The following is a 13940-nucleotide window of genomic DNA, read 5'->3' as shown; positions in this document are numbered from 1 at the left end:
GCACACAGAACCGGAGAGCCACCCATGAGAATCGACAAACTGACCAGCCGCCTGCAAAGCGCTCTGGCCGATGCCCAATCCCTAGCTGTTGGCAAAGACCACAATTTCATAGAACCGTTGCACCTGATGCAGGCTCTCTTAGACCAGAATGCCAGTTCCATCAAACCGCTGCTGAAACAGGCTGGCGGCGAGCCCACCCGCATCCGCCAAGCGGTCATTAAAGAAATCGAGAGCCTGCCCGAAGTAAAAGGCAGCGCCGGCGACGTCGCCATGTCCAACGACATGGGCCGCCTGTTCAACATTGCCGACAAACTCGCGCAAAAGCGAAAAGACCAGTTTGTCTCTAGCGAGCTGATGTTGCTGGCGGCGCTGGAAGATCGCGGTAGCCTGGGGCGGGTGCTGCGTGAACACGGCGTGGACAAGGTCGCGCTGGAAAAAGCCATCGAAAACGCCCGCGGTGGCGAATCCGTAGACGAAGCCGGCGCCGAAGAAAATCGCCAGGCACTGGATAAATACACCATCGACCTGACCGAAATGGCCGAGTCTGGCAAGCTTGACCCGGTGATTGGCCGCGACGACGAAATCCGCCGCACCATTCAGGTGCTGCAGCGCCGTCGCAAGAACAATCCGGTATTGATTGGTGATCCTGGCGTGGGTAAGACCGCTATTGTGGAAGGCTTGGCCCAGCGTATTGTAAATGGCGAAGTGCCCGAAGGCCTTAAAAACAAGCGCGTATTGTCACTGGATATGGGCTCGCTGATTGCCGGCGCCAAATTCCGCGGTGAGTTCGAGGAGCGCCTCAAAGCCGTATTGAAAGAACTGTCAAAACAGGAAGGCCAGATTATCCTGTTTATTGACGAAATCCATACCATGGTGGGTGCCGGCAAAGCCGAAGGCTCGATGGACGCCGGTAACATGCTGAAGCCAGCATTGGCCCGCGGTGAGCTCCACTGCGTGGGTGCGACCACACTGGACGAATACCGGGAACACATTGAAAAAGATGGAGCCCTTGAGCGCCGGTTCCAGAAAGTGCTGGTAGACGAACCTAGCGAAGAAGACACCGTTGCTATATTGCGCGGCCTGAAAGAGCGCTATGAAGTGCACCACGGTGTTGAAATAACCGACAGTGCCATTATCGCCGCCGCCAAACTGTCGAGCCGTTACATTGCCGACCGTAAGCTGCCGGACAAAGCCATTGACCTGGTGGATGAGGCCGGAAGTCAGATTCGGATGGAAATGGACTCCAAACCCGAGCCGCTGGATCGCCTGGAACGTCGACTTATTCAGCTAAAAATCGAGCGCGAGGCGCTGAAAAAAGAGACCGACCCAGCATCGAAGAAACGCCTGGAAGAACTCTCCAGCGTGATTGACGGCGTGGAACGCGAATACGCCGATCTTGAAGAAGTCTGGAACACTGAAAAGGCCGCCTTGCACGGATCCCAGAAAATCAAAAGCGAACTTGAGCAAGCGCGGACCGAACTGGAAAGTGCCCGGCGCGCCGGTGATCTTGGTCGAATGTCTGAATTGCAGTACGGCCGCATTCCGGAGCTTGAGCGCCAGCTGGATATGGCAAGCCAGGCCGAGATGATGGAAATGACTCTGCTGCGCAACCGGGTTACTGAAGAAGAAATTGCTGAAATTGTGTCCAAGTGGACCGGCATTCCGGTGTCGAAAATGCTCGAGGGCGAGCGCGACAAATTGATGCGGATGGAAGAGGTCCTGCACAAGCGGGTAATCGGACAAAACGAGGCGGTGGAAGCGGTGGCTAACGCTGTGCGCCGTTCCCGCGCCGGGCTGTCGGACCCCAATCGTCCCAACGGCTCCTTCTTATTCCTCGGCCCCACCGGTGTGGGCAAAACCGAATTGTGTAAGGCATTGGCATCCTTCCTGTTTGATACCGACGACGCCATGGTACGCATTGATATGTCGGAGTTTATGGAGAAACACTCCGTAGCGCGGCTGATCGGTGCGCCCCCGGGTTATGTGGGTTACGAAGAGGGTGGTTACCTGACCGAAGCCGTACGCCGGCGACCTTATTCGGTGCTGTTGCTGGACGAAGTAGAAAAAGCACACCCGGACGTGTTCAACATTCTGCTGCAGGTTCTTGACGATGGCCGCCTGACTGACGGCCAGGGCCGCACCGTGGATTTCCGCAACACGGTGATAGTGATGACGTCTAACCTGGGCTCTGGAATCATCCAGCAATACGCTGGCGAAGAAAACTACGACGCCATGAAAGCCCTGGTGATGGACGAAGTTGGCACCCACTTCCGCCCCGAGTTTATAAATCGGGTAGACGAAGTGGTGGTGTTTCACCCGCTGGCAGCAAACCAGATCCGCGGCATCGCCAAAGTGCAGATAGAGATTCTCGGCAAGCGCTTGCAGCAGCAGGACATTGGCCTGGAATTGGACGAAAGCGCGATGGAGTTGCTTGCCAATGTCGGCTACGACCCGGTTTATGGCGCAAGGCCGCTCAAACGGGCGATTCAGCGGATGATCGAAAACCCCTTGGCGCAACAGTTGCTGCAAGGCAGCTTTGGCCCGGGGGATACCATTCACGCCCGTGTTGAAGAGGGCGCACTGGTGTTTAGCAAAGCCTGACAGACTCCGGAACCTGCCCGCCACGGGTGGGTTCAGGGTGTTTTTTCAGCGCCGCAGTTTTGTTCAACGATTTCCTCGTACTTCTGTTTTTGCAGTGAGATCTCGTCTGGAGTGAGGAATCGTTGCTCGCCATCTTCGCTGACTCGGATGCGGGCGTTGTTGCTGATTATTTCAAGATTCTGTCGTGCCGCGTCGCAGTTGGTTTGCCGTAGCGCCTGACGGGTAGCCGCAGCGTCGGCTACCCGTGATTCTTCGCTGGCGGCTTGTTGTCGCTGTTCCAGCTCATTCACCTGCTGCTGTGCCGATGGGCTGGCGATCGCCAAAGTGGGTAACGCCGTCTGCATCGGTACACTTGTATACCGCCGCTGAATTCACCATGGCCGGCGCCATTGCCAATATCAGAGCCATTGTTTTCAGTTGTATCTTCATCGATTTATGGTCCGCTGTTGTTAACCTGTCGCAGGAAACGGATGAATGGCCAATTATCCTGTATTCATAGCGTATTAGGACCATCATGCCAGCTCATTTGGTTTTTTTCTTTTGCCTGGTTCAAATAAGTAACAGTCTATTTAGCCAAAGCGGCTATTGACAGGGAGTTTCCCGCTGTCAGAATTACTGATTGCCTGAAGGCGGGAGGGGATGTAGCCGGCAATCCCGTTCATATTCCCCCCGTTTATTACCGCGCCCAACACACCGCCCATCGTTGCGGTTATGGTTGTTGCTTACGTGCAATCTGTTGACTGGCTGTTCTCCGCAACCCTCAGGAGGGCGGCTGGCCGGCAGACAACCTTTGTTGGCTGGGGCGTGATGGAGTATCGGTTCAGCTTTCACAAGAGGCCACACAACCGTATATCCAAGTAGCCGGGGTGGTACCCCGATTTTACTCATTTGCAGAAGAGGGTCGAAAACGTGGAGTTATTGTCTGGCGCCGATATGCTCATCCGTTCGTTACAGGATGAAGGCATAGAGAACATTTATGGCTATCCGGGTGGAGCAGCCCTTCATATATACGATGCTCTGTTCAGGCAGGATGCCGTCAAGCACATTCTGGTCAGACACGAACAGGCGGCCGTGCACATGGCTGATGGCTATGCCCGTGCTACCGGCAAAGCGGGCACAGTGCTGGTTACCTCGGGACCCGGTGCGACCAACACCATCACCGGTATCGCGACTGCCTTTATGGACTCCATTCCGATGGTGGTTCTTTGTGGGCAGGTAGCGTCAACGCTGATTGGCGAAGATGCCTTCCAGGAAACCGACATGATCGGTGTTTCCCGCCCGGTGGTGAAGCACAACCTCAGCGTGCGCCACCCGTCCGAGATTCCGGAAATTATTCGCAAGGCCTACTACATTGCGACAACCGGTCGACCTGGCCCGGTGGTTGTGGACATTCCAAAGGACATGACCGCACCGAATGATCGCTATGAGTACGTGTTTCCGAAAAAAACCAAATTGCGGTCTTACAACCCCGCCATTCGTGGCCACGCCGGTCAGATCAAAAAAGCAGTGGACATGCTGTTGGCGGCGAAGCGACCGATTGTTTACGCCGGCGGTGGTGTCATTCTGGGCAAGGCTTCTGGCCAGTTGACTGAAATGGTGCGCGGCCTGGGTTACCCCATCACCAATACGCTGATGGGCATAGGTTGTTATCCGGCCAGCGACAAACAGCACATTGGCTGGTTGGGCATGCACGGCACTTACGAAGCCAACATGGTTATGCACAACGCGGACCTGATTCTGGCTATCGGTGCGCGCTTTGACGACCGCGTTACCAACGCGACCGAGAAGTTCTGCCCCGGCGCCCGCATCATTCACATTGATATTGACCCTGCGTCGATTTCCAAAACCATTACTGCCGATGTGCCCATTGTTGGGCCTGTGGATGCGGTGCTGAAAGAAATGCAGTCGCTGATCAAGGAAAGCAAAGTCAGGCCCGACGCCGATGCGCTGGCAGCCTGGTGGAAGCAGATCGACGAATGGCGCGCTTTTCACGGTATGCGTTATGAAACAAGCGATGACGTTATCAAGCCGCAGGAAGTGGTGGAAATGCTGTACCGCCTGACCAATGGCGATGCCTATGTGACCACCGATGTGGGCCAGCACCAGATGTTTGCTGCTCAGTACTACAAATTTGACAAGCCTAACCGTTGGATCAGCTCCGGTGGACTGGGCACCATGGGCTTTGGCTTGCCGGCAGCGATGGGCATAAAACTGAACTTTCCGGATGAAGAAGTGCTCTGCGTCACTGGCGAAGGCAGTATCCAGATGAACATCCAGGAACTGTCGACCTGCAAGCAGTACGACTTGCCGGTGAAAATCATCAACCTGAATAACCAGGCTCTGGGTATGGTCAAGCAGTGGCAGGATATGAATTATGGGGCCCGTCACTCGCATTCTTACATGGACTCCTTGCCGGACTTCGTCAAACTCGCAGAGGCCTATGGCCACGAGGGTATGAAGATTACGCGCAAGGAAGACCTGGAGCCCATGCTCAAAAAAGCACTGGCCATGAAAGACAAACTGGTGTTCGTGGACATATACGTCGACCCTTCTGAGCACGTTTACCCGATGCATGTGGCCCGTGGCTCGATGAAAGATATGTGGCTCAGCAAAACGGAGAAGGTGTAATCATGCGTCGAATCATTTCTGTTTTGTTGGAAAACGAGCCGGGTGCACTGTCGCGGGTAGTGGGCCTGTTTTCACAGCGCAATTACAACATTGAAACCCTGACGGTTGCGCCCACCGAAGACCCGACCATGTCGCGTTTGACAGTAACCACCACCGGTTCTGAGCGGGTGATTGAGCAGATCACCAAGCAGCTGAACAAGCTGATTGAAGTGATCAAGCTGGTTGACCTCACCGAGGGGGCCCACATCGAGCGTGAACTCATGCTGGTGAAGCTGAAAGCAACGGGCTCCCAGCGCGCCGAAATCAAACGCACCGTAGACATCTTCCGTGGCCAGATTGTTGACGTCACCAGTTCGGTGTACACCGTGCAGCTGGCGGGCGACAGCGCCAAGTTGGATGGCTTTATTCAGGCCATTGGTGCAACCGGTGTTCTGGAAGTAGTGCGTAGCGGCGTGTCCGGTATAGCTCGCGGTGAAAAAGTGCTCAGCCTTTAAGGCTGTCGGTTTTCAAAGGTATTGAGTTTAAAAAATTCATAACGTAAAACGCAGGCCCTTAGGGTCGCTCAAATAATAGAGGTTAGTTATGCAGGTTTATTACGATAAGGATTGCGATCTTTCGATCATTCAGGGCAAAAAAGTAGCCATTATCGGTTTTGGTTCCCAGGGGCACGCCCATGCCTGCAACTTGAAAGATTCCGGTGTAGACGTAACGGTTGGTTTGCGCGCCGGCTCATCTTCTATTGCCAAAGCAGAAGCCTATGGCCTGAAAACCGCTGATGTGCCCTCAGCCGTTGCAGCTGCTGACGTAGTAATGATCCTGACTCCCGACGAGTTCCAGTCCCAGCTGTACCGTGACGAAGTTGAGCCAAGCCTGAAGCAGGGCGCTACTTTGGCCTTCGCCCACGGTTTCGCTATTCACTACAACCAGGTCGTTCCGCGTAAAGACTTGGACGTCATCATGATCGCTCCTAAGGCGCCGGGTCACACCGTGCGCACCGAGTTCGTCAAAGGCGGTGGTATTCCCGACTTGATCGCTATTTTCCAGGACGCATCCGGTAACGCCAAAAACCTTGCGCTGTCTTACGCCAGCGGTGTGGGCGGCGGCCGTACCGGCATTATCGAAACCACGTTTAAAGACGAAACTGAAACCGATTTGTTCGGTGAGCAGGCGGTTCTGTGTGGTGGTGCGGTTGAGCTGGTAAAAGCAGGCTTCGAAACGCTGACCGAAGCGGGTTATGCGCCTGAAATGGCCTACTTCGAGTGTCTGCACGAGCTCAAGCTGATTGTCGACTTGATGTACGAGGGCGGCATTGCCAACATGAACTACTCCATCTCTAACAACGCCGAGTACGGCGAGTACGTCACAGGCCCGGAAATCATCAACGCGGAATCCCGTGCGGCCATGCGCAACGCTCTTAAGCGTATTCAGAGCGGCGAATATGCCAAAATGTTCATTTCTGAAGGTGCGTTGAACTACCCGTCTATGACTGCTGCGCGTCGCATCAATGCTGCTCATCCTATTGAGCAGACTGGTGAAAAGCTGCGCGGCATGATGCCGTGGATCTCTGCCAACAAGATTGTAGATAAAGACAAAAACTAAAAGTCCGGGCTTTCGGTTTTGTAAGACGCGGCCCGTGTGGCCGCGTTTTTCGTATATACTGCGGCCAAATTCTTTCCGGAGTAATTGGAATGACTGACGAAAAGAAATCTGCCGAATCCAAACCGGCCAATAAGTCGGAAAAGTCCGCCTCTGCTGGTCAGGGTGCGGAAGAGCCTCATGAGCTCCCGCCGGGCGAGGTCATCGAAGAAGAGTTAGTGGAAGGTGCGCCTGTTCGTCATAAGGGTATTTTCCTGCTGCCTAATGCGCTTACCACAGCCTCTTTATTTTCCGGCTTCTACGCGATTGTCTCTGCCGCCAATGGCATTTTCGACAACGCTGCGATTGCCATCTTCGTGTCTATGATCCTGGATGGGCTAGACGGGCGCGTAGCGCGCATGACCAATACCCAAAGTAAGTTTGGTGAAGAATACGATTCCCTGGCGGATATGGTCGCCTTTGGTGTGGCGCCGGGGCTGGTGGCGTTTTTCTGGTCGCTTAATGGCCTGGGCAAGCTGGGTTGGGCGGTAACCTTTATATATGTAGCCGGAACGGCTCTGAGGCTGGCTCGATTCAACACTCAGATCGGGTCGGTCGACAAGAAGTACTTTGTGGGTTTGCCAAGCCCTGCGGCTGCAGCTGCTGTGGCAGGAATGGTCTGGTGTTTCCATGCGTTCGAGCCATCGGCCTGGCTAACGGCTCTGACGCTATTCGTGGTCGCCGGTGCTGGCGTGTTGATGGTCAGTAATGTGCTCTACCAGAGCTTTAAGGATCTGGACATGCGGGGCAGAGTGCCATTCGCGGCGATTCTGCTGGTGGTGCTGGTGTTTGTGGTAATTGCGCTAGACCCTGCCACCGTATTGTTCAGTGCTTTCCTGGTATATGCGCTAACCGGGCCAGTACGAGCGCTGTTCCGCAAAAAACCTCGCCGCCCGGCCTGATATCGGGTGTAAGTAAGGAGCGGGTAGGGTATAAAGAAGGGGCTTCGGCCCCTTTTTCCGTTGTAAATAGGGGCGTAGGTGGAGTGAAGTAAGGGCAAACCGAGATACGGGACATCTTTTTCAAATTCCCCGTTGACCTGTCCCGAGAAGTCTGTAGAATGCGCATCTCGCTTGAGGGACAGCCGGTTTTAGAAAGGCAGGAATCGAGTGGAAACTGTTTAGTAAGACGTTGAAAAGTTTAGGAAATGTGATTTAAACTTTGAACGCGAAAACGGTTGACACGGTTCGGATACGCTGTAGAATGCGCTTCTCGAATCAAGCAGTACCGGCCGGTTAGGTTGGGGGGTTTGGAAGGAAATGCTTCTGAAGCTTCTCGAAATAAACGGTTGACAGGGCAGCGAAACGATGTATAATTCGCCTCCTGATTGAGCCACGGCTCAAACGCTCTTTAAAAAATTAACCAAGTAATTCGTGTGGGCGCTGACTGGAGTATTTCGGTAAGAAATACCAAGTCAACGACTCGTCAAGAATTGAGTTTTTGTCTTGAGCAGATTTAAGATCTTCGGATCTTGTATGATTTAAACTGAAGAGTTTGATCATGGCTCAGATTGAACGCTGGCGGCAGGCTTAACACATGCAAGTCGAGCGGAAACGATGGTAGCTTGCTACCAGGCGTCGAGCGGCGGACGGGTGAGTAATGCTTAGGAATCTGCCTAGTAGTGGGGGATAGCCCGGGGAAACTCGGATTAATACCGCATACGCCCTACGGGGGAAAGCAGGGGATCCGCTCTTCGGAGAGGACCTTGCGCTATTAGATGAGCCTAAGTCGGATTAGCTTGTTGGTGGGGTAATGGCCTACCAAGGCAACGATCCGTAGCTGGTCTGAGAGGATGATCAGCCACATCGGGACTGAGACACGGCCCGAACTCCTACGGGAGGCAGCAGTGGGGAATATTGGACAATGGGCGCAAGCCTGATCCAGCCATGCCGCGTGTGTGAAGAAGGCTTTCGGGTTGTAAAGCACTTTCAGCGAGGAGGAAGGCCTTAAGCTTAATACGCTTGAGGATTGACGTCACTCGCAGAAGAAGCACCGGCTAACTCCGTGCCAGCAGCCGCGGTAATACGGAGGGTGCAAGCGTTAATCGGAATTACTGGGCGTAAAGCGCGCGTAGGTGGTTATGTAAGCGAGATGTGAAAGCCCCGGGCTCAACCTGGGAACGGCACTTCGAACTGCATGGCTAGAGTGTGGTAGAGGGTAGTGGAATTTCCTGTGTAGCGGTGAAATGCGTAGATATAGGAAGGAACACCAGTGGCGAAGGCGGCTACCTGGACCAACACTGACACTGAGGTGCGAAAGCGTGGGGAGCAAACAGGATTAGATACCCTGGTAGTCCACGCCGTAAACGATGTCAACTAGCCGTTGGGGATCTTGAATCCTTAGTGGCGCAGCTAACGCACTAAGTTGACCGCCTGGGGAGTACGGCCGCAAGGTTAAAACTCAAATGAATTGACGGGGGCCCGCACAAGCGGTGGAGCATGTGGTTTAATTCGACGCAACGCGAAGAACCTTACCTGGCCTTGACATGCAGAGAACGTTCCAGAGATGGATCGGTGCCTTCGGGAACTCTGACACAGGTGCTGCATGGCCGTCGTCAGCTCGTGTCGTGAGATGTTGGGTTAAGTCCCGTAACGAGCGCAACCCCTATCCCTAGTTGCTAGCAGGTAATGCTGAGAACTCTAGGGAGACTGCCGGTGACAAACCGGAGGAAGGTGGGGATGACGTCAGGTCATCATGGCCCTTACGGCCAGGGCTACACACGTGCTACAATGGCGCGCACAGAGGGCTGCAAACCCGCGAGGGGGAGCCAATCTCACAAAACGCGTCGTAGTCCGGATCGGAGTCTGCAACTCGACTCCGTGAAGTCGGAATCGCTAGTAATCGTGAATCAGAATGTCACGGTGAATACGTTCCCGGGCCTTGTACACACCGCCCGTCACACCATGGGAGTGGATTGCACCAGAAGTAGTTAGTCTAACCTTCGGGAGGACGATTACCACGGTGTGGTTCATGACTGGGGTGAAGTCGTAACAAGGTAGCCCTAGGGGAACCTGGGGCTGGATCACCTCCTTAAACGATGCCGAACGCTTCGGTCAGAGTCCACACGAATTACTTGGTTGATTGATTAAAGAGAGCAAAGGGTCTCGACCGACCCGCTGAATTAGCGCGACAGATTGTTGAGTCTGGCAAGGCGCGGATGGAGTGAAGACGGGAGCGTACTGTTGTACGTGACCAACTGAGTGAGAGCCGCAACGCAGTCCAGGCACGACAAGATGGCGTGATAATCGGGTCTGTAGCTCAGTTGGTTAGAGCGCACCCCTGATAAGGGTGAGGTCGGTGGTTCAACTCCACCCAGACCCACCAGAATCTTGTAACTCGTCGTTATTTCCGGACTTGCATAGAAAGCTATGCGGCGACCGAAAATGCCTAGATTTACAAAATTCTAGAAATAGCTTTTTGGGGCTATAGCTCAGCTGGGAGAGCGCCTGCCTTGCACGCAGGAGGTCAGCAGTTCGATCCTGCTTAGCTCCACCATTATACAGATGTGCAGATGTTGTGAGTTACTTGGTTACCCTGAATGTCCTGACTTCGGTCAGTGTACAGAAAAAAGTGTTTCTTTTACGGCGTTTTATGCGTTGTTAAAGCCGAAATCCTTCTTTCTGATCACTGGGTCAGATTTGCTCTTTAAAAATTTGGATGAGATAGAACACGAATACGTTTCTCTACGGTCTTTGAGAGACGTGTTCAAGTGATAACGATTTTTTCAAGCGTTATCCGGTGTTGTCGTTGAAGTGGTTGTGTATGACTTCGAGTGACTATCTCTAATCAGTTCCACCTGGAACGTCTTGGCTTCGGCTAAGGTGTCTTTTCGTGGTTCTATTTAGAGTCAGTTGTCTTGGGGTTATATAGTCAAGCAACTAAGCGCATACGGTGGATGCCTAGGCAGTCAGAGGCGATGAAAGACGTGGAAGCCTGCGATAAGGTTCGGGGAGCTGGCAAACGAGCTGTGATCCGGACATTTCTGAATGGGGAAACCCACCCAGTTTAGGCTGGGTATCTTACACTGAATACATAGGTGTAAGAGGCGAACCGGGAGAACTGAAACATCTAAGTACCCCGAGGAAAAGAAATCAACCGAGATTCCCTAAGTAGCGGCGAGCGAACGGGGACTAGCCCTTAAGCTAGACAACGGGTAGGAGAAGGCTCTGGAAAGTGCCGCCATAGTGGGTGATAGCCCTGTATCCGAAACCTGAGTCTAGTGAAATCGAGTAGGACGGGGCACGAGAAACCTTGTCTGAACATGGGGGGACCATCCTCCAAGGCTAAATACTCCTGACTGACCGATAGTGAACCAGTACCGTGAGGGAAAGGCGAAAAGAACCCCTGTGAGGGGAGTGAAATAGATCCTGAAACCGTATGCGTACAAGCAGTCGGAGCAGACTTGTTCTGTGACGGCGTACCTTTTGTATAATGGGTCAGCGACTTATGTTCAGTGGCGAGGTTAACCGTTTAGGGGAGCCGTAGGGAAACCGAGTCTGAATAGGGCGAATTAGTCGCTGGGCATAGACCCGAAACCGGGCGATCTATCCATGAGCAGGTTGAAGGTTGAGTAACATCAACTGGAGGACCGAACCCACTGTCGTTGAAAAGCCAGGGGATGACTTGTGGATCGGAGTGAAAGGCTAATCAAGCCCGGAGATAGCTGGTTCTCCCCGAAAGCTATTTAGGTAGCGCCTCGGACGAATACCACAGGGGGTAGAGCACTGTTTCGGCTAGGGGGTCATCCCGACTTACCAACCCGATGCAAACTCCGAATACCTGTGAGTACTATCCGGGAGACACACGGCGGGTGCTAACGTCCGTCGTGAAGAGGGAAACAACCCAGACCGCCAGCTAAGGTCCCAAAATTCCAGTTAAGTGGGAAACGATGTGGGAAGGCTCAGACAGCTAGGAGGTTGGCTTAGAAGCAGCCATCCTTTAAAGAAAGCGTAATAGCTCACTAGTCGAGTCGGCCTGCGCGGAAGATGTAACGGGGCTCAAACTGGATACCGAAGCTGCGGCTGCATACTTTGTATGCGGGGTAGGGGAGCGTTCTGTAAGCCTGCGAAGGTGAGTTGAGAAGCTTGCTGGAGGTATCAGAAGTGCGAATGCTGACATGAGTAACGACAATGCGAGTGAAAAACTCGCACGCCGGAAGACCAAGGGTTCCTGCGCAACGCTAATCGGCGCAGGGTGAGTCGGCCCCTAAGGTGAGACCGAAAGGTGTAATCGATGGGAGACGGGTTAATATTCCCGTACCTTGGATCACTGCGATGGAGAGACGGAGAAGGCTAGGTAAGCCGGGCGACGGTCGTCCCGGTTTAAGCGTGTAGGGAGGGGACTTAGGCAAATCCGGGTCCTCAATTCTGAGACGCGATGACGACTGCCCATGTGGCGGGAAGTTATTGATGCCATGCTTCCAGGAAAATCTTCTAAGCTTCAGGTGATTTGAGACCGTACCCCAAACCGACACAGGTGGTCAGGTAGAGAATACCAAGGCGCTTGAGAGAACTCGGGTAAAGGAACTAGGCAAAATGGTGCCGTAACTTCGGGAGAAGGCACGCTGGTGGTATGTGACACCCCTTGCGGGTTGAGCAGAAGCCAGTCGAAGATACCAGGCCCCTGCGACTGTTTATTAAAAACACAGCACTGTGCAAACACGAAAGTGGACGTATACGGTGTGACGCCTGCCCGGTGCCGGAAGGTTAATTGATGGGGTTATCCTCACGGAGAAGCTCTTGATCGAAGCCCCGGTAAACGGCGGCCGTAACTATAACGGTCCTAAGGTAGCGAAATTCCTTGTCGGGTAAGTTCCGACCTGCACGAATGGCGTAACGATGGGGGCGCTGTCTCTACCCGAGACTCAGTGAAATTGAAATCGCCGTGAAGATGCGGTGTATCCGCGGCTAGACGGAAAGACCCCGTGAACCTTTACTATAGCTTCACAGTGAACTTTGAACATGTTTGTGTAGGATAGCTGGGAGGCATTGAAGCGTGAACGCCAGTTTGCGTGGAGCCAACCTTGAAATACCAGCCTGGCATGTTTGAGGTTCTAACTTGGTCCCCTTATCGGGGATGAGGACACTGTGTGGTGGGTAGTTTGACTGGGGCGGTCTCCTCCTAAAGCGTAACGGAGGAGCACAAAGGTGGGCTAAGTACGGTCGGACATCGTACGGTTAGTGTAATGGCACAAGCCCGCTTGACTGCGAGACAGACACGTCGAGCAGGTACGAAAGTAGGTCATAGTGATCCGGTGGTTCTGTATGGAAGGGCCATCGCTCAACGGATAAAAGGTACTCCGGGGATAACAGGCTGATACCGCCCAAGAGTTCACATCGACGGCGGTGTTTGGCACCTCGATGTCGGCTCATCACATCCTGGGGCTGAAGCCGGTCCCAAGGGTATGGCTGTTCGCCATTTAAAGTGGTACGCGAGCTGGGTTTAGAACGTCGTGAGACAGTTCGGTCCCTATCTGCCGTGGACGTTGGAGATTTGAGGAAAGCTGCTCCTAGTACGAGAGGACCGGAGTGGACGAACCTCTGGTGTTCGGGTTGTCACGCCAGTGGCATTGCCCGGTAGCTATGTTCGGATAGGATAACCGCTGAAAGCATCTAAGCGGGAAGCCCCTTCCAAGATGAGATCTCCCTGGGCCCTAGAGGCCCCTGAAGAGCCGTTCAAGACCAGGACGTTGATAGGTCGGGTGTGTAAGCGCTGCGAGGCGTTGAGCTAACCGATACTAATTGCTCGTGCGGCTTGACTATATAACACCCAAGACAATTGGGTTTGACACAACACGGATAACGACGAAAAAATCAATATCACGGCCCAACAAGCCAATGTTCTATCTCATCCCCCAGTGATCAACCGTTTTGTCTGACGACCATAGCGGCCTGGTACCACCTGATCCCATCTCGAACTCAGAAGTGAAACAGGCCTGCGCCGATGGTAGTGTGGTTCGCCCATGTGAGAGTAGGTCATCGTCAGACTCTTATTGCTAAAAGCCCCCTCCGCTTACGCGGTGGGGGCTTTTTTTTGCCTGGAAAAAGCAAAACAGGGGACGGATTTGAAATCCGTCC

Annotated in this window: 7 protein-coding genes, 2 tRNA genes and 3 rRNA genes; 10 read left to right on the top strand and 2 right to left on the bottom strand. The window is 53.7% G+C overall.

The window, feature by feature from the left end; genetic code table 11:
• Nucleotides 1-24: 24 nt before the first annotated feature.
• Nucleotides 25-2601 (top strand): ATP-dependent chaperone ClpB, encoded by a 2577-nt coding sequence (gene clpB / locus ATI45_RS11050; protein ID WP_098419542.1) that lies wholly within the window; start codon nucleotides 25-27, stop codon nucleotides 2599-2601.
• A 32-nt stretch (nucleotides 2602-2633) separates the two neighbouring features.
• Here clpB and ATI45_RS11045 read toward each other — a convergent pair whose 3' ends face one another.
• Together ATI45_RS11045 and ATI45_RS22675 are read right to left on the bottom strand one after the other, a co-directional pair.
• Nucleotides 2634-2924 carry a hypothetical protein gene (locus tag ATI45_RS11045; protein ID WP_228735968.1) on the bottom strand — a complete coding sequence of 97 codons (291 nt, stop codon included), beginning with the start codon at nucleotides 2922-2924 and terminating at the stop codon, nucleotides 2634-2636.
• Nucleotides 2884-3030, bottom strand: a complete 147-nt coding sequence (locus tag ATI45_RS22675) for a DUF4124 domain-containing protein (RefSeq protein WP_228735967.1) — start codon at nucleotides 3028-3030, stop codon at nucleotides 2884-2886. The genes ATI45_RS11045 and ATI45_RS22675 overlap by 41 nt, the downstream gene beginning before the upstream one ends.
• A gap of 480 nt (nucleotides 3031-3510) precedes the next feature.
• Between ATI45_RS22675 and ATI45_RS11040 the strand changes: the two genes are divergently transcribed.
• The 9 genes from ATI45_RS11040 to rrf all read left to right on the top strand — a co-directional run bounded on the left by ATI45_RS11040 (nucleotide 3511) and on the right by rrf (nucleotide 13850).
• Entirely contained in the window at nucleotides 3511-5229 is a 1719-nt protein-coding gene (locus ATI45_RS11040) for an acetolactate synthase 3 large subunit (protein ID WP_098419541.1), read from the top strand.
• A gap of 2 nt (nucleotides 5230-5231) precedes the next feature.
• A complete protein-coding gene (gene ilvN, locus ATI45_RS11035) occupies nucleotides 5232-5723 on the top strand; it encodes an acetolactate synthase small subunit (protein ID WP_007350353.1) in 492 nt (163 codons plus the stop codon).
• Nucleotides 5724-5811: 88 nt separating this feature from the next.
• Nucleotides 5812-6828 (top strand): ketol-acid reductoisomerase, encoded by a 1017-nt coding sequence (ilvC, locus tag ATI45_RS11030; protein ID WP_098419540.1) that lies wholly within the window; start codon nucleotides 5812-5814, stop codon nucleotides 6826-6828.
• Between the two features lie 89 nt (nucleotides 6829-6917).
• Nucleotides 6918-7766, top strand: coding sequence for a CDP-diacylglycerol--serine O-phosphatidyltransferase (pssA, locus tag ATI45_RS11025; RefSeq protein WP_098419539.1), 849 nt, complete (start codon nucleotides 6918-6920; stop codon nucleotides 7764-7766).
• 580 nt (nucleotides 7767-8346) lie between these two features.
• Nucleotides 8347-9897: ribosomal RNA gene (locus ATI45_RS11020) — 16S ribosomal RNA — on the top strand.
• Nucleotides 9898-10111: 214 nt separating this feature from the next.
• Nucleotides 10112-10188 (top strand) — tRNA-Ile (locus tag ATI45_RS11015).
• 95 nt (nucleotides 10189-10283) lie between these two features.
• Nucleotides 10284-10359, top strand: a tRNA-Ala gene (locus tag ATI45_RS11010).
• A gap of 373 nt (nucleotides 10360-10732) precedes the next feature.
• A 23S ribosomal RNA gene (locus tag ATI45_RS11005) occupies nucleotides 10733-13625 on the top strand.
• Between the two features lie 111 nt (nucleotides 13626-13736).
• A 5S ribosomal RNA gene (gene rrf, locus ATI45_RS11000) occupies nucleotides 13737-13850 on the top strand.
• Together the 16S, 23S and 5S rRNA genes with 2 tRNA genes alongside form the textbook arrangement of a ribosomal RNA operon.
• Nucleotides 13851-13940 lie beyond the last annotated feature (90 nt).

It is taken from the genome of Marinobacter sp. LV10MA510-1, assembly GCF_002563885.1.
GTDB lineage: Bacteria > Pseudomonadota > Gammaproteobacteria > Pseudomonadales > Oleiphilaceae > Marinobacter.
The sequence above is the reverse complement of the archived record's forward strand: the minus strand, read 5'-3'. Positions and strand labels throughout refer to the sequence as shown.